This window comes from Actinomadura sp. NEAU-AAG7 (assembly GCF_018603865.1).
Taxonomy (GTDB): Bacteria; Actinomycetota; Actinomycetes; order Streptosporangiales; family Streptosporangiaceae; genus Spirillospora; species Spirillospora litoris.
The window spans coordinates 225,781-244,752 of sequence record NZ_JAHFZY010000007.1; the positions used below are offsets into that span (position 1 = coordinate 225,781).

Below are 18,972 nucleotides of genomic sequence, written 5' to 3' on the forward strand. Positions count from 1 at the left end.
CTCGCCCGCGCAACCTGAGGGCCATGGCAGGACCGGCAATCCCGCGAGAGGTTCGCAGCGATGACGAGTGAGGCCGTTTCCGCAGCCGGGGACAGCGCGATCGCGATCACCGGGATCGCCTGCCGGCTCCCGATGGCCCCGGACCCGGCCGCCTTCTGGCGGCTGCTGAGCGAGAGCCGCACCGCCGTGACGGAGGTGCCCGAGGGTCGCTGGGAGACCGGCGGCGCTCCCCGGCACGGCGCCTTCCTCGACGGGATCGACCAGTTCGACCCGGAGTTCTTCGGCATCTCGCCCCGCGAGGCCGCGGGCATGGACCCCCAGCAGAGGCTGATGCTGGAGCTGAGCTGGGAGGCGCTGGAGGACTCCGGCACGGTCCCCGCATCCCTCAGGGGCACCCGGACCGGCGTGTTCGTGGGGTCGATCTGGGACGACTACGCCGCGCTGCTGCACCGGCACGGCCCGGAGGCCATCACCCCGCACACCATCACCGGGGTCAGCCGGAGCGTCATCGCCAACCGGGTGTCCTACGCGCTCGGGCTGCGCGGTCCCAGCCTCGCGGTGGACTCCGCCCAGTCGTCCGCGCTGGTCGCCCTGCACATGGCCGTCGAGAGCATCCGCGGCGGTGAGGCCGACCTCGCGATCGCCGGCGGGGTCAACCTGAACATCCTCGCGGAGAGCGCCGTCCTCACCGCGCGGTTCGGCGGCCTGTCGCCCGACGGCCGGTGCCACACCTTCGACGCCCGCGCCAACGGATACGTACGCGGTGAGGGCGGCGGCGCGGTCGTGCTGAAGCCGCTGGAGCGCGCCGTGGCCGACGGCGACCCGGTCTACTGCGTGGTCCGCGGCGGCGCGGTCAACAACGACGGCGTCGCCGACGGGCTCACCGTCCCGAGCGCCGAGGCGCAGGAGGAGCTGCTGCGCCGCGCGTACGAGCGGGCGGGCGTCCGTCCGTCGGACGTGCAGTACGTCGAGTTGCACGGCACCGGCACCCGCCGCGGGGACCCGGTCGAGGCGGCGGCGCTCGGCGCCGCCCTGGGCTCGGCCCGCCCGCAGGACCGGCCACTGCTCGTCGGCTCCGCGAAGACCAACGTGGGCCATCTGGAGGGCGCCGCCGGGATCGTCGGGCTGATCAAGACCGCGCTGAGCATCGGCCACCGGCGGATCCCGGCGAGCCTGAACTTCGAGACACCGAACCCCGACATCCCCCTGGACGAGCTGAACCTGCGGGTCCAGACCGGGCTGACCGGATGGCCCCGGCCGGACGAGCCGCTGGTCGCCGGGGTCAGCTCGTTCGGGATGGGCGGTACCAACTGCCACATCGTCCTCTCGGCTCCCCCGGCGCGGGCTTCGGCGGAGGCACCGGAGGAGGGGGCACCGGTGGAGGCGTCCACCATGCCGTGGCTGTTGTCCGCCCGAACCGAGAGCGGGCTGCGGCGCCAGGCCGCGCGGCTGCGGGAGTTCGCCGAGGCGAACCCGGACGTCGACCCGGCCGACATCGCGCTGACGCTGGCCACCGGCCGTACCCGTTTCGCCCATCGCGCCGCCATCGTGGGGGACGGCCCGGGACGGCTGCTGCACGGGCTCGCCGCGCTGGCCGAGGGCTCGCCCGCCGTGGGCGTCCTGCGGGGGACGGCGCGCCAGGGATCGGTCGCGTTCCTGTTCTCCGGGCAGGGGTCGCAGCGGGCGGGCATGGGCAGGGGGCTGTACGACACGGTCCCGGCCTTCGCGGACGCGCTCGACGAGGTGCTGTCCCATCTCGAACCCGGTCTGGGGGAGCTGATGTTCGCCGAGCCCGGCTCGTCCGAGGCGGCCCGGCTCGATCAGACGGCGGTGACGCAGACCGCGCTGTTCGCCGTGGAGGTCGCCCTCTTCCGGCTGCTGGAGGGGTGGGGCGTCACGCCCGGCCACCTCATCGGGCACTCGATCGGCGAGCTGGTCGCGGCGCACGTGAGCGGCGTGCTCTCGCTGCCGGACGCGTGCGCCCTGGTGACGGCGCGCGGCAGGCTGATGCAGGCGGCGCCCGCCGGGGGCGCCATGGTCTCCGTCCGGGCCCCGGAGGAGGAGGTCGCCGCGGAGTTGGACGGGCACGGAGGCCGGGTGTCGATCGCGGCCGTGAACGGCCCCGCCTCGACGGTCGTCTCCGGTGACGAGGACGCGGTGCTCGCCCTGGCGGACGCGTGGCGCGGGCGCGGGGTCAGGACGCGACGGCTGCGCGTCAGCCACGCGTTCCACTCCGCCCACATGGATTCCGTTCTGGAGGACTTCCGCGTGGTCGCGGAGGGGTTGTCCTATCGCCCGGCCGAAATTCCGATCGTCTCCAATCTGACGGGGAGGCTCGCCACCGGCGAACAGCTCGGGTCCGCCGAGTACTGGACGAGGCACATCCGCGAGGCGGTCCGCTTCCACGACGGCGTCCGGGCGTTGCGCGACGCGGGCACCACGACGTTCCTCGAACTCGGGCCGGACGCGGTCCTCACGCCGCTCGCGCACGCCTCGCTCGGCGGCGCTCTCCCGGTGTTCTCCGTGCTGCGCCGCGACCGGCCGGAACCGGAATCGCTCGTCACGGCGCTGGCGAGGGCGCACACGGGCGGCGTCCCGGTCGGCTGGGACGCCGCTCTCGCCGGGAACGGCGCCCGGCGCGTCCGGCTCCCCACCTACGCCTTCGACCGGCGGCGCTTCTGGCTCGAAGGCGAGGCGGCGCCCGCGGCCCCGGCACCACCGCACGCGCCGCCACAGGCACCGGCCGACACAGAGGCGGCCGCATCGGCGCCGGACGCGTCGTCACCGGCGGGACGGCTCGCCGCGGCGCCCCCGAGCGAGCGCGAGCGGATCGCGCTGGACCTCGTGCGCGCCCACGTCGCGGCCGTGCTGGGACACGACTCGCCCGAGGCCGTCGACCCCGGGCGGACGTTCAAGGAACTGGGCTTCGACTCCGTGCTCGGCGTCGAGCTGAGCGGCCGGCTGACCGAGGCGTCGGGCGTGCGGCTGCCCGAGACGCTCGTGTACGACCACCCGACCCCGGTGGCGCTGGCCCGGCGGCTGCGCGCCGAGTGGCTCGGCGAGGCGGACGGCGGCACCGGCGGTGCGCCGGGGCGGGCGGTTCCCGCGCACGGCGACCCGATCGCGATCGTGGCCATCGGCTGCCGCTACCCCGGCGGCGTCACCTCGCCGCAGGAGCTGTGGGAGCTGGTCGCCGCGGGCCGGGACGTGGTCGGCGGCTTCCCGTCCGACCGCGGCTGGGACCTCAAGGGACTCTACGACCCGGACCCGGACCGGACGGGGTCCTCCTACACCCTGCGCGGCGGTTTCCTGTACGACGCCGCGGCCTTCGACCCGGCGTTCTTCGGGATATCCCCGCGCGAGGCCGCCGCGATGGACCCGCAGCAGCGGCTGCTGCTGGAGGTGTCGTGGGAGGCCATCGAGCGGGCGGGGATCGCCCCCGCCTCGCTGGCCGGCGCCCGCGCGGGCGTCTTCGCGGGCGCCACCGCCCAGGACTACGGCCCGCGGCTGCACGATCCGGCCGGCGGTCTCGACGGGTACCTGCTCACCGGCTCCACGCCCAGCGTCGCGTCCGGGAGGATCGCCTACACCCTCGGTCTGGAGGGCCCGGCGGTGACGGTGGACACCGCCTGCTCGTCCTCACTGGTCGCGCTGCACCTGGCCGCCCGGTCGCTCCGCGACGGCGAGTGCGACCTCGCGCTCGCGGGCGGTGCCACCGTCATGGCGACGCCCGGGATGTTCGTGGAGTTCAGCAGGCAGCGGGGGCTGTCCCCGGACGGCCGGTGCAAGGCGTTCGCCGCCGCCGCGGACGGCACCGGCTGGGGCGAGGGCGTAGGGATGCTGCTCCTGGAGCGGCTGCCGGACGCCCGGCGCAACGGGCACCCCGTGCTGGCCGTCATCCGCGGCTCGGCGATCAACCAGGACGGCGCCAGCAACGGGCTCGCCGCCCCCAACGGCCCCTCCCAGCAGCGGGTGATCCGGCAGGCCCTCGCGGGCGCGGGACTCGGGCCCGGCGACGTGGACGCCGTGGAGGCGCACGGCACCGGCACCACCCTCGGCGACCCCATCGAAGCCGGAGCCCTCCTCGCCACCTACGGACAGGAACGAGACCACCCCCTCTGGCTCGGCTCCATCAAATCCAACATCGGACACACCCAGGCCGCCGCCGGAGTCGCCGGCGTCATCAAAATGATCATGGCCATGCGGCACGGCACACTCCCCAAGACTTTGCACGTGGACGAGCCGACCCCGCGGGTCGACTGGGAGTCCGGAGCGGTCCGGCTGCTCACCCGGCCTGTCGCGTGGGAGCGGAACGGGCACCCGCGCCGCGCGGCCGTCTCCTCCTTCGGCATCAGCGGGACCAACGCCCACCTCATCATCGAACAGGCTCCGGCCGCCGACGCGCCCGCGCCCGACGACGCGCCCGCGCCCGACGACGCCGAAGCGGGCGTGGACGACCCGCCCGTCATCGTCTGGCCGCTGTCCGCCAAGAGTGAGGACGCGCTGCGCGCCCAGGCCGGGCGGCTCCACGAGCACTTGGCGGGGAGCGCCGGCGCCGAGGCCGGGACCAGGGACGTCGGCCACACGCTGGCCGTCCGCAGCGGGTTCGATCACCGCGCGGTCGTGCTGGGAACCGACCGCGACGAGTTGCTGGCCGGGCTGGACGCCCTCGCCCACGACGACGAATCACCTCAGGTGGTGCGGGGTGTCGCCCGGCGGGATCACAAGACCGTCTTCGTCTTCCCCGGCCAGGGCTCCCAGTGGACCGGAATGGCGGCCGGGCTCCTCGACGCCTCTCCCGTGTTCCGCGACGGCTTCACCGCCTGCGCCGACGCCCTCGCCCCCCACATCGACTGGGACCTCTCAGAGGCCCTGCACGACCCGGACACCCTGCGACGCGACGACGTCGTGCAGCCCGCCCTGTTCGCCGTCATGGTCTCCCTGGCCCGGCTCTGGCGCCACCACGGCATCCACCCCGACGCCGTCATCGGCCATTCCCAGGGAGAGATCGCCGCCGCCCATGTGGCGGGAGCCCTGACCCTGGACGACGCCGCCAAGATCGTCGCGCTGCGCGGCAAGGCCCTCACCGCGCTCGCCGGAACCAGCGCGATGGCCTCCCTCTCCCTGCCCGTCCATCGGACCCGGGAACACCTCACTCCGAGACTGTCGATCGCCGCCGTCAACGGACCCGCCACCACCATCGTCGCCGGCGACACGGACGCCATCGAACAACTCCTCGCCGACTGCGAGAGCCGGGGGGTGCACGCGCGCCGCGTCCCGATCGACTACGCCTCGCACTCCGCGCATGTGGAGCCACTCCGCGACGAGCTCCTCAACACTCTCGCGGACGTGGCGCCGCGCGCCAGTGACATCGCCTTCTACTCCACCCTTACCGCCGAGCCGATCGACACCACCGGACTCGACGCCGAGTACTGGTACCGCAACCTGCGCCACACCGTCCAGTTCCAACCCACCATCCACCGCCTCACCGACGACGGCCACACCCTCTTCATCGAAACCAGCCCCCACCCCGTCCTCACCGCACCCATCCAGGACACCACCCCCGACATCACCGCCATCGGCACCCTGCGCCGCGACCACGGCGACCTCCACACCTTCACCACCGCACTCGCCACCGCCCACACCCACGGCGCACCCATCACCTGGCACACCCACAGCCAACACGGCCGACACACCGAACTCCCCACCTACCCCTTCCAACGGCAGCGCTACTGGATCGACGCCCCGACGGGACCCGGGGACGCGGGGGTCCTCGGACTGGCGACGGGTGAGCATCCCTTCCTGGGTGCCGCGGTGCACATGGCGCAAGGCGACACGGCCGTATTCACCGGACGGATCTCCCTGCACACCCACCCCTGGCTCGCCGACCACGCGGTCACAGGCACGACCATCCTCCCCGGCACCGCGTTCGTCGACCTCGTCCTGCACGCCGGTGAGCGAGTAGGCGCCGAGCGGATCGGTGAGCTGACCCTGGAGAACCCGCTGCCGCTGCCCCAGGACGGGGCGGTGTGGATCCAGCTCGCCGTCAGTGCCGCCGACGACGCCGCGCGCCGTTCGGTCACCGTCCATTCCCGTCCCGAGGACGGGCCCGACGACGCCTGGACGCGGCACGCCACCGGCCATCTCGCCCCGGAGGGCCCGGCGCCCGCCCCCCTGGCCCGGCCCGCGGACGCGACGCCCGCGGAAGCGGAGCCCATCGACGTCACCGGCCTGTACGAGCGCCTCGCCGACCAGGGGTACGACTACGGTCCCGCATTCCGGAGGGTCCAGTCGGCGTGGCGCCACGGCGACGATCTGTACGGCGAGGTGGCGCTGCCCGAGGACACCGACACCATCGGTTTCGGCCTGCACCCCGCGCTGCTCGACGCGGCGCTCCACCTGGCCATCGCGGCGGACGGCGTCCCCACCGACGCCGCGCCGTCACCGCGGCTGCCGTTTTCCTGGAGCGGGGTCCGCCGCCACGGCGCGGCGGGCTCGCGGGTGCGCGTGCGCGTGCGGCCGACCTCGGCGGACACGGTGGCGCTGTCCGTGGCCGACCTGGAGGGCGGCGCGGTCGCCTCCGTCGACGGCCTGGTCCTGCGGCCGGTCTCGCCCGACCGGCTGGCGCGGGCCGGGCACCGGGACTCGCTGTTCACCCTCGACTGGACGGTGCCGTCCGCTCCGCCGGTGCACGCCGCCGACCGGGTCGCCGTCCTGGGCGGCGGGTCCGGCCTGCCGGGAACGCACTACGGCGACCTCGCCGCGCTGCGCGCCTCCTTCGGCGACGGGGCGCCTCCCCCGGAACTGATCCTGCTTCCGCTGCCCGAGCAGCACGGCGGCGTCACGGAAAGGCTCCACGCGGCGGCGCGGCACGTGCTCGAAGTCGTCCAGGACTGGCTCGCCCAGAGTGCGTTCGACTCCTCCCGGCTCGTGGTGGTGACCAGGCAGGCGGTGGCGGTGCGTCCGGAGGACCGCCTGCCGGGGCTCTCGGACTCACCGGTGTGGGGGCTGGTCCGCACGGCGCAGTCGGAGAACCCCGGCAGGCTCGTGCTGCTCGACCTGGACGACGCCGACACCTCCCGCCGGGCGGTCGCCTCCGCGCTGGCCACGGGCGAGTCCCAGCTCGCGCTCCGCGACGGGACCGTGCACGTCCCCCGGCTCGCCCCCGCCGCGACGACCGCCGTGCGCACCACGCCCTGTCTCAACCCGGACGGGACCGTGCTCATCACCGGCGGGATGGGGACGCTCGGCGGGCTCCTCGCCCGGCATCTGGCGGCCGAGTACGGCGTCCGCCACCTGCTGCTGACCGGACGGCGCGGACCGGCCGCCGAGGGCGCCGTCGAGCTGGAGGCCGAGCTGATCACCCATGGCGCCGAGGTGACGCTGGCCGCCTGCGACGTCGGCGACCGGGACGCGCTCGCCGCGCTCCTCGCCGCCGTCCCGGCGGAGCACCCGCTCACCGCCGTCGTGCACACGGCGGGGGTGCTCGACGACGGCGTCATCGGCTCGCTGACGCCGGAGCGGATGGACGCCGTCCTGCGTCCGAAGGCGGACGGCGCCTGGCACCTCCACGAACTCACGCTGGACGCGGATCTGGCTGCGTTCGTCGTGTTCTCCTCGGCGACCGCCACGCTCGGGAGTCCCGGCCAGGGCAACTACACCGCCGCCAACGCGTTCCTGGACGCGCTGGCCCAGCACCGGCACACGCTCGGGCTGCCCGCCACGTCGCTGGCGTGGGGGCTGTGGGCCCAGGCCAGCGGGATGACCGGGCATCTCGACCGCCGTGACCTCGGCCGTATGAACCGCAGCGGTCTCGTGCCGCTGTCCACCGACCAGGGCCTCGCGCTGTTCGACACGGCACTGGCGCTGAACAGCCCGTTCACGGTGCCCGCCCGGCTGGACCTCGCCGCGACGCGGGCGCAGGGCGAGGCGATGCCCCCCGTGTTCCGGAGGCTGGTCCGGGGGGCGGCACGGCAGGCGGCGGGCGGCGCGGGGGCGGGCGCGCCGTCCTCGTGGGCCGGCCGGCTCCGGGAGCTGGCGCCCGCCGAGCGCGACCGCGCGGTGGGCGAGATGGTGCGCACGCAGGTCGCGACGGTACTGGGCCTCCCGGCGGCGGAGCCGATCGAGGCCGGACGGGCCTTCAAGGAACTGGGGTTCGACTCCCTCACGGGCGTCGAGCTGCGCAACCGCCTGAACACCGCCACCGGGCTGCGGCTGCCCGCCACGCTCATTTTCGACCATCCGACTCCGGAGGCGCTGGCGGAGTACGTCCGAGGCGAGGTGCGGGGCGTCGCGTCCACCGGGCCGCGGGCACCGTCGGCACCCGCCCGCGCGGCCGGGGAGCCGATCGCCGTGGTGGCCATGGCCTGCCGCTACCCGGGCGGCGTGGCGTCGCCGGAGGACCTGTGGAGCCTCGTCGCCAACGGGACCGACGCCATCGGGCCGTTCCCCGACGACCGGGGCTGGGACCTCGACCGCCTCTACCACCCCGATCCCGACCATCCCGGCACCTCCTACACCCGGGCGGGCGGGTTCCTGCGCGACGCGGCCGACTTCGACCCGGAGTTCTTCGGGATCAGCCCGCGCGAGGCGGCGGCGATGGACCCGCAGCAGCGGCTGCTGCTGGAGACGGCGTGGGAGGCCGTCGAGCGCGCCGGGCTCGCCCCGTCGAGCCTGCGCGGCAGCCCGACCGGCGTGTTCACCGGGATCATGTACCACGACTACGGGTCGCGGTTCCGGCGGGCGCCGGAGAACCTGGAGGGCTATCTCGGAAACGGCAGCCGGGGCAGCGTCGCCTCGGGCCGTGTCTCCTACCTCCTCGGCCTTGAGGGCCCGGCGGTGACGGTGGACACCGCCTGCTCGTCCTCGCTGGTGGCGCTGCACCTGGCCGCCCAGGCCCTCCGCAACGGCGAATGCGACCTCGCGCTGGCGGGCGGGGCTGCGATCATGGCCACCCCGGCGACGTTCGTGGAGTTCAGCCGCCAGCGCGGACTGTCACCCGACGGCCGATGCCGCTCGTTCGCGGCCGGCGCGGACGGCACCGGCTGGAGCGAGGGCGTCGGTCTCGTGCTGCTGGAACGCCTGTCGGACGCACAGCGCAACGGGCATCCCGTCCTGGCGGTCATCCGCGGGTCGGCCGTCAACCAGGACGGCGCCAGCAACGGCCTCACCGCACCCAACGGACCCTCCCAACAACGCGTCATCCACCAAGCCCTCACCAACGCCCACCTCACCCCCCACGACATCGACGCCGTCGAAGCACACGGCACCGGCACCACCCTCGGCGACCCCATCGAAGCCCAAGCCCTCCTCACCACCTACGGGCAGGACCGCGACCGTCCGCTGTGGCTGGGGTCCATCAAATCCAACATCGGGCACACCCAGGCGGCGGCCGGGGTCGCCGGTGTCATCAAAATGATCCTGGCGATGCGGCACGGCACCCTCCCCCAAACCCTGCACGCCGATGAGCCCACCCCGCACGTGGACTGGGACTCCGGAGCCGTACAACTGCTGAACGAACCGGTCCCCTGGACGGCGGACGGAAAGCCGCGACGCGCCGCGGTGTCGGCGTTCGGCGTCAGCGGCACCAACGCCCACGTCATCATCGAACAGGCGCCGGACGGGCAGGAACCGGAGACCGCCGCCGCTCCGGAGGCGGGCGGCGGGGACATCCCGCCCGTGATCCCGTGGGTCCTGTCCGGCCGGACCGGCGCGGCACTGCGCGAGCAGGCGGCCCGCGTGCGGGAGCGGGTCTCGGCCGCGCCCGACCTGTCCCCCGCGGACGTGGCCCTCTCCCTCGCCACCGGACGGACCGCCTTCGAGCACCGCGCGGTCGTCCTGGGCGAGGACCGCGACGAGCTGCTGCACGGCCTCGGCCAGGTGGTCAGGGGAGAGCCCGGCCAGGTGACGGGCGTGGCGAACACGGCAGGGAAGCCGGTGTTCGTGTTCCCGGGGCAGGGATCGCAATGGCCCGGCATGGCGCTCGACCTCGCCGCCGACTCGCCCGCGTTCGCCGGGTACCTGCGGGAGTGCTCGGACGCGCTCGCCCCGCATGTGCCGTGGTCGCTGAAGGACGTCCTGCGCGACGAGCTCGCGCTGGAGGCGGTCGACGCCGTCCAGCCCGCGCTTTTCGCGGTCATGGTGTCGCTCGCGCGGCTGTGGCGTTCGCACGGCATCGAACCGGCCGCCGTCGTCGGCCACTCGCAGGGCGAGATCGCCGCCGCGTGCGTGGCCGGTGCGCTGTCCCTTGAGGACGCCGCCCGGGTGGTGGCGCTGCGCAGCCGGGCCCTGGCACGGCTCGCCGGGACCGGGGGCATGGCCTCCGTCGCGCTGCCCGCCGACCGGGTGGCCGCGCTGCTGACCCGCTGGGAGGGCGGGCTCGACCTGGCCGCCGTCAACGGCCCCGGCTCGGCGGTGGTCGCCGGAGACCCGGCGGCGCTGGAGGAGTTCGGCGCCCTGTGCGCGGCGGAGGACGTCCGCTTCCGCCGGATCCCGGTGGACTACGCGTCCCACTCGCCCCAGGTGGAGGTCATCCGGGAGGAGCTGCTGGACAGGCTCGCCCCGATCCGGCCGCGCCCGGCCGAGGTGCCGCTCCACTCCACCGTCACCGGCACCGTCCTGGAGGGCACCGAACTCGACGCCGCCTACTGGTACCGGAACCTGCGGGAGACGGTGCGGTTCGCGGACGCCACCCGGGCCCTCATCGCCACAGGGCACGACGTGTTCATCGAGGTCAGCCCGCATCCGGTGCTCGCGGCGGGCATCCAGGAGAGCGCGGATGCCGCCGGCGCGGACACCGTCGTCGTGGGCTCGCTCCGCCGCGACGGCGGGCCCCGGCGGTTCGCGGTATCCCTCGCCGAGGCGTACGCGGCCGGTGCCGGGGTGGACTGGCGACGCGCGCTGCCCGCCGCCCGGCGCGTCGACCTGCCGACCTACCCGTTCCAGCGGCGGCGGTACTGGCTGGACGCGCCGGCGGGGGCCGGGGACGCCGAGGCCGCCGGGCTTGAGGCGTCCGGGCATCCGCTGCTGGGCGCCGCGCTCGACCGGGCCGGGCGTCAGGAGCGGCTGTTCGTCGGACGGCTGTCCGTGCGCACGCTGCCGTGGCTGGCCGACCACGCCGTCAGGGGGAGGATCCTCCTGCCGGGCACCGGCTACCTGGAGGCGGTGCTGCACGCGGGCCGCGAGGTCGGCTGCGACCGCGTGGAGGAGCTGACGCTGGAGGCCCCGCTGGTGCTCGGCGAGCGCGACGCCCGGCTGTGGCAGGTGGCGGTCGGCGATCCGGACGCCGCGGGCAGGCGCGAGGTCACCGTCCACTCGCGACCCGACGCCGCCGAGGCGAACCTGCCGTGGACGCGGCACGCCACCGGCGTCCTCGCGGCGGCCGCCCTCGGCGTTCCTGACGGTCCCGGCGGTTCCGGCGGCCCTGGCGCGATGGTCGCTTCAAAGGCGGGATCCGCCGCGTGGCCGCCACCGGGGGCCGTCCCGATCGGGCTGGACCGCCCGTACGAGCGGCTGGCCGACCTGGGCTACGAGTACGGCCCCGCCTTCCAGGGGCTGCGGGGTGCCTGGCGCGACGGCGGCGAGGTCTTCGCGGAGGTCGCCCTGGCGGCGGGGCCGGAGGGCTTCGGGCTTCATCCGGCGCTGCTCGACGCCGCGTTGCACCCGGTCGTGCTCGGGCTGCTGGGCGACGCCGCCGAGGGGCTGCTGCCGTTCTCGTGGACGGGGGTGTCGCTGCATGCGGCGGGCGCCACCGCGCTGCGCGTCCGGCTGGCGCCCGCCGGGCCCGACACGGTGCGGGTCGCGGTGGACGACCCGTCCGGGCGGCCGGTCGCGACCGTGGACTCGCTGGTCCTCCGTCCGGTCTCCGCGGAGGCGCTGGCGGCGGCGGACGACGGCGCGAACGACGGCGCGCTGTACCGGCTCCAGTGGAACCCCGCGCAGGCGGATCCGGAGCCGAACGCGGCGGTCGCGATCCTGGACGCGGATACGGACCTCGACGCGCTGCGATCGGCCGAGACGGTCCCGGACGTGGTCGTGGCGCCGCTGGCGCCGGCCGCCGCCCCGCGCGACGCCGTCGGGCGGGTGTTGGACCTCATCCGGGAGTGGCTCGCGGACGAGCGGTTCGCCGGCGCGCGGCTGGTGTTCCGGACGCACGGCGCCGTCGCGGCGGCGCCCGGCGAGGAGGTCACCGACCTCGGTCACGCGGCGGTCTGGGGCCTGGTGCGGGTCGCGCAGACCGAGCATCCGGGACGGTTCGCCGTGGTGGACGCCGACGTCCTCCCGGCCGAACCGGCCGAACCGGGGGTGCCGACCGGGTCCGAGCCGCAGTCCGCGCTGCGCGGCGGCGCCGTCCTGGTGCCCCGGCTCGTCCGGGCCCCGGCGGTACCCCCCGGCCCCGAGCCGCCGTTCGACCCGGACGGCACCGTGCTGATCACCGGAGGGACGGGGACGCTCGGCGGGATCCTCGCCCGCCACCTGGTGACCCGGCACGGCGTCCGGCACCTCCTGCTCGCGGGCCGGCGGGGGCCGGACGCGCCCGGCGCGGGCGTCCTGGCGGCCGAGCTGCGCGAGCTGGGCGCCGAGGTCGAGGTGGCCGCGTGCGACGCGGCGGACCGCGACGCCCTCGCGCGGCTGCTGGGGCTGATCCCGGCGCACCGTCCGCTGACGGCGGTGGTCCACGCCGCCGGGGTGCTGGACGACGCGCCCGTGGAGGCGCAGACGGCCGAGCGGGCGGCCGCGGTCCTGCGGCCGAAGGCGGACGCCGCGTGGAACCTGCACGAGCTGACCGCCGGTTCCGGGCTCCGCGCGTTCGTGCTGTTCTCGTCCGTCGCCGGGACGATCGGCACCGCGGGCCAGGCCGGCTACGCGGCGGCCAGCGCCCATCTCGACGGGCTGGCGGCCTACCGCCGCTCGCTGGGCCTGCCCGCCACGTCGCTGGCGTGGGGACTCTGGGAGGGGCCCAGCGGGATGACCGGCCACCTCGGCGCGGCGGATCTGGCCCGGCTGGCGCGCACCGGCATCGCCCCGATGGCGACCGGGCGCGGGCTGGCGCTGTTCGACGCCGCGCTCGGCCGGGACGAGGCGGTCCTCGTCCCGTTCCGGCTGGACCCCCGGGCGCCGCGCGAGGCCGGGACGGTGCCGGCCGTCCTGCGGGGGCTGGTCGGGACGCCGGTCCGGCGCGCGTCCGGCGCGCTCACCCCCCTGGACGGCGCGCCTCCGCTGGTGGAGCGGCTGGCCGGGCTGCCCGAGAACGAGCGCGGCGAGGCGCTGCTGGACGCCGTGCGCGCCGAGGTGTCCGCCGTCCTCGGCCTCGCGGACGCGGGGCCGGTCGCCGCCCAGCGCCCCTTCAAGGATCTCGGCCTCGACTCGCTCACCGCGGTCGAGCTGCGGAACCGGCTGGGCGCCGCGACCGGGCTGCGGCTGCCGGCGACGCTGGTCTTCGACCACCCCACACCGGAGCACCTCGCCGGGTTCCTCCGGACGGCCCTGCCCGGCGACCACACCGCCGCACCGGCCGCGGCGTCCGCCCCGGTGGCGGCTACCGGCCCGGTCACCGACGGAGAGCCGATCGCGATCGTCGGGATGGGCTGCCGGTTCCCCGGCGGGGCGCGCTCCCCCGAGGCGCTGTGGAAGCTGCTGGTGGACGGAGCCGACGTGACGGGCGAGTTCCCCGGCGACCGCGGCTGGGACGTGGACGCCCTCTACGACCCCGACCCCGCAAGCGCGGGGAAGACCTACACGCGCCGGGGCGGGTTCCTGGAGGGGGCCGCGGAGTTCGACGCCGGGTTCTTCGGGATGAGCCCGCGCGAGGCCCTCGCGACCGACCCGCAGCAGCGGCTGCTGCTGGAGACGGCGTGGGAGGCCGTCGAGCGCGCGGGGATCGACCCGTCCAGCCTGCGGGGCAGCCGGACCGGCGTGTTCGCCGGGCTGATGAACAACGACTACGGCGCCCTTCCGGCCGGTGTGCCGGCGGAGCTGGAGGGGTACCTGGCCACCGGGAACACCGGCAGCGTCGCGTCGGGCCGGGTGGCGTACGCGCTCGGTCTCGAAGGTCCGGCGGTCACGATCGACACCGCCTGCTCGTCCTCACTGGTCGCGCTGCACCTGGCCGCCCAGTCGCTCCGCAACGGCGAGTGCGACCTCGCGCTCGCGGGCGGCGTCACGGTCATGGCGACCCCGGGGTTCTTCGTGGAGTTCAGCAGGCAGCGGGCGCTGTCCCCGGACGGGCGCTGCAAGGCGTTCGGCGCGGGCGCCGACGGCGCGGGCTGGTCGGAGGGCGCGGGAACGCTGCTGGTGGAGCGGCTCTCGGACGCCCGGCGCAACGGCCACCCGGTGCTGGCGGTCATCCGCGCCTCGGCCGTCAACCAGGACGGCGCCAGCAACGGGCTGACCGCGCCCAACGGGCCGTCGCAGCAGCGCGTCATCCGGCAGGCCCTCGCGAGCGCGCGGCTGGAGCCGGGCGACGTGGACGCGGTCGAGGCGCACGGCACGGGAACGACGCTGGGCGACCCGATCGAGGCGCAGGCCCTCATCGCCGCCTACGGCCAGGACCGGGAGCGGCCGCTCTGGCTGGGGTCGCTGAAGTCCAACCTCGGGCACACCCAGGCCGCCGCCGGGGCCGCGGGCGTCATCAAGATGGTCATGGCGCTGCGGCACGGCCTGCTCCCGAAGACCCTGCACGTGGACGAGCCGACCCCGCACGTCGACTGGGATTCCGGCGCGGTGGCCCTGCTCACCGAGCCGGTCGCCTGGCCGGAGACCGGCCGTCCGCGCCGCGCGGCCGTCTCGTCGTTCGGCATCAGCGGCACCAACGCCCATCTCGTCCTCGAACAGGCGCCCGCCGGCGAGGAGGAGAGCACGGTCCGGCCGGCGCCGGCAGGGGGCCCGCTGCCGTTCCCGATCTCGGGCCACGACGAGGCCGCGCTGCGGGCACAGGCCCGGCGCCTGCTGGACCACCTGGTCCGGCACCCCGGCACGGAGCCGGCCGACCTCGGGTTCTCCCTGGCCACCACCCGGCCCTCCCTGCCGGAGCGGGCGGTGCTCGTCGCCGACGGCGGGGACGCGCTCCGCGAAGGACTGGCGGCGCTGGCGGCGGGCGAGCCCTCGCCCTCGGTGGCCCGGGGCGGCGGCACCGGCAAGACGGCGTTCATGTTCACCGGACAGGGCAGCCAGCGTCCCGGCATGGGCCGCGGGCTGTACGAGGCGTTCCCCGTGTTCGCGGACGCCTTCGACGAGGTGGCCGGGCATCTCGACGCCCATCTCGACCGCCCGCTGCGCGAGGTGGTCTTCGGCGCGGAGCGCGCTCCGCTGGACCTGACCGGTAACACCCAGCCCGCCCTGTTCGCCGTGGAAGTGGCGCTGTTCCGGCTGCTGGCGCATCACGGCGCGGCGCCGGACCTGCTGATCGGCCACTCGGTCGGCGAGATCGCCGCCGCGCACGTCGCGGGCGTGCTGCCGCTCCCGGACGCCGCGGCGCTCGTCGCCGCGCGCGGACGGCTCATGCAGGCGCTCCCGCCGGGCGGGGCGATGGTCTCGTTCCAGGGGGCCGAGGAGGCCGTCCGCGCGCTGCTGCCGGACGGGCGCGCCTGCGTCGCCGCGGTCAACGGCCCGGCGTCGACCGTGGTCTCCGGCGACGAGGAGGCCGTCCTGGAGGCCGCCGCCGCGTGGGAGGCCCGGGGCGGGAGGACCCGGCGGCTGCGGGTCGGCCACGCCTTCCACTCCCCGCACGTGGACGCCATGCTCGACGACTTCCTGCGGGTGGCCGAGGGGCTCGACTACGGGCCGCCGCGCATCCCGGTGATCTCGAACGTGACCGGCGGGCCGGCGACCGCCGAGCAGCTCGGCTCCCCGTCCTACTGGGTCCGGCACGCACGGGAGACCGTGCGTTTCCTCGACGGCGTGCGCGCCCTGGCGGAGCTGGGCGCCACCGGCCTCGTCGAGGTGGGCCCGGACGCGGTCCTCGCCCCCATGGCCGAGGAGTGCCTCGCCGGCACGGCGGCGGACGGGCCGGTGCGGGCCGTGGCGACGCTCCGCCGCGACCGTCCCGAACCGGAGACCTACATGCTCGCGCTCGCCCAGGTGGCCGCCGGGGGCGGGGCCCTGGACTGGGACGCCGTCTTCGCCGGCGCCCGCCGCGTCGCGCTCCCCACCTACGCCTTCCAGCACCGGAGCTACTGGCTCAGGCCGCCCGCCGCCGCGGCGGACCCGGCCGGGCTGGGAATGCGGGACGCCGCGCATCCGCTGCTGGGCGCGGCCATCGACCTGGCGGGCGGCACCGGCCTGGTCATGACCGGCCGGGTGTCGGCCCGGACGCACGAGTGGCTCGCCGATCACGCCGTCCACGGCGCGGTCCTCTTCCCCGGCACCGGGTTCGTGGAGCTGGCGGCGCGCGCGGGCGACCAGGCCGGGCTGGGCCACCTGGAGGAGCTCACCCTTGAGGCGCCGCTCGTCCTGCCGCCGGACGGCTCCGTCCAGCTCCAGGTGACCGTCGCCGAACCGGGTGGGGACGGCACGCGCCACCTCGCCGTGCACGCCCGCCCCGACGACGACTCCCCCTGGTCCCGGTACGCCACCGGCGTCCTCTCCGACGCTCCTGCCGCCGCCCCGGCACCCGTACCCGCCGAGTGGCCTCCCGCCCAGGCAGAGCCCGTGGACGTGGACGCGCTGTACGCCGGGCTCTCCGCCTCCGGCCTCGAACACGGTCCCGCGTTCCGCGGGCTGGAGGCCGCCTGGCGTGCCGGAGACACCGTGTACGCGCAGGTCAGCCTCGCCGAGGGGCAGGACGCGGCCTCGTACGTCCTGCATCCCGCGCTGCTGGACGCGGCGCTGCACCCGGCGGCGGGCGACGGCGGGGGCGGGCCCGTCCGGCTCCCGTTCGCCTGGCGGGGGGTGAGCCTGCACGCGACCGGGGCGACCAGGCTGCGCGTACGGCTCGCGGCGACCGGCGACGGCGCGCTGCGGATCTCCGCCGCGGACGACGCCGGACGCCCGGTGTTCTCGGCGAGGTCGCTGGTGACGCGGCCGATCACCGGCGAGCAGCTCGCGGCGGCCCGGAAGGCGCACCGCGACGCCCTGTTCACCGTCGAGTGGACGCCGCTCCCCCCGCCGGCCGCCGCACCCGCGCCCGCGTCCGCCGAGACCTGGGCCGTGCTGGGCGACGACGACCTCGGCCTTCCCGCCCGGCGCCTCGCCGGCCTCGGCGCGCTCGACGACGCCACGCGGACCGTACTGCTACCGGTCGCCGTCCCACCGGGGGACCCCGTCGCCGCGACCCACCGCGTGACGGAACGCCTGCTCGCCTCCCTCCAGGAATGGCTCGCCGACGAGCGGTCCGGCGCGACCCGGCTCGTGGTCGTCACCCGGGGCGCCGCCGCCGTGGACGGCGACGCGCCGGACCCCGCCGGCGCCGCGGTCTGGGGCCTGGCGCGCTCCGCGCAGACCGAGCACCCGGACCGGATCGTGCTCCTGGACATCGGCCCCGGCCAGGTCTCCGCGGAACCGGTCGCCGCGGCGCTGGCCTCGGGCGAGACCCAGCTCGCGCTGCGCGGCGAGCACACCTTCGTCCCCCGGCTCACCCGGCTCTCCCAAGCCGACGTGAACGGCCCGGAGCGAGCGGGCACGAACGGCCCGGCGCGGGGGGACGCGTTCGCCGCGGGCGGGACGGTGCTGGTCACCGGCGGCACCGGCGCGCTGGGCTCGGTTCTCGCCCGCCACCTGGTGACCCGCCACGGCGTCCGGCGGCTGCTGCTCACCAGCCGCCGCGGGCCCGACGCTCCGGGCGCGGACGCGCTGGTCGCCGAGCTGACCGGGCTCGGCGCCTCGGTGGAGCCGGTGGCCTGCGACGCCGCCGACCGCGAGGCCCTGGCGCGGCTGATCGCCGCGATCCCACCGGAGCACCCGCTCACCGCGGTCGTGCACACCGCCGGTGTGCTCGACGACGGCGTCATCGGGTCGCTGACCCCGGAGCGGCTCGGGACCGTCCTCAGGCCCAAGGCCGATGCGGCCTGGAACCTGCACGACCTCACCCGCGACCTGGACCTGTCCGCCTTCGTGCTCTACTCGTCCCTCGCCGGGACGCTGGGCACCGCCGGGCAGGGCAACTACGCCGCCGCCAACGCCTTCCTCGACGCCCTGGCCCAGCACCGGCACGCCACCGGGCTTCCCGCCGCCTCGCTCGGATGGGGCCTGTGGGAGCAGGACGGCGGCATGGCGGGCCGCCTCGAAGGCGCCGACCGCGACCGGCTGGCGCGCGCGGGGGTCGGCCCGCTGAGCGTCGAGGACGGTCTGGGATTGTTCGACGCCGCGCTGGCGCTCGGCCGTCCCGCCGTGGTTCCCGCCCGCCTCGACATGGCGGCGCTGCGCGGGCTCGCGGCCCGGGACGCCCTGCCGCCACCGCTGCGCGGGCTGGTCCGCGCGCCGCGTACGGCGGCGCCCGGTACCGGTCCCGGCTCCGGCCTGGCCGGACGGCTGGCGGGGCTGTCCGAGGACGAACGGGGCCGGGCGCTGCTGGACCTGGTGCGCGCCGAGGCCGCCGAGGCGCTCGGCCACCCGTCAGCGGGCGCGGTGGACGCCGAACGCGGATTCATGGACCAGGGATTCGACTCGCTCACCGCGGTAGAGCTGCGCAACCGGATCGGCGCCGCCGTGGGACGCAGGCTGCCCGCCACGCTCCTGTTCGACCATCCCACCCCGAGCGCGCTCGCCGCGCACGTGGGCACGCTGATCGCCCCCGGCCCCGCCGGGCCGCCGCCCGTGCTCGCCGAACTCGACCGGCTGGAGGAGGCCCTGGAGGCGCCGCTCCCGGACGCCGCGGCGCGCGACCGGCTGGCCGTCCGGCTGCGCTCCCTCCTGACCAGGCTCGACACCGGCGCACAGGAGCGGGCGGAGGGCGACGGGGGGATCGCGGAAGCGAGCGACGAAGAGATCTTCACCATCATCGACAACGAACTCGGGACCGTCTGACCCCCCGTCCTC

At 76.1% G+C, this 18,972-nt stretch carries 1 protein-coding gene; it reads left to right on the plus strand.

Features of this window, described 5'->3' with window-relative positions; genetic code table 11:
- Positions 1-60 precede the first annotated feature (60 nt).
- Complete coding sequence (locus KLI87_RS40520; RefSeq protein ID WP_250904421.1) at positions 61-18,960, plus strand: type I polyketide synthase; 18,900 nt, start codon at positions 61-63, stop codon at positions 18,958-18,960.
- The last annotated feature ends 12 nt before the right edge of the window (positions 18,961-18,972 follow it).

What these genes read in the sequence shown, in the direction of transcription:
- KLI87_RS40520 (WP_250904421.1), top strand. Translation starts at nt 61, where the DNA reads ATGACGAGTGAGGCCGTTTCCGCAGCCGGGGACAGCGCGATCGCGATC.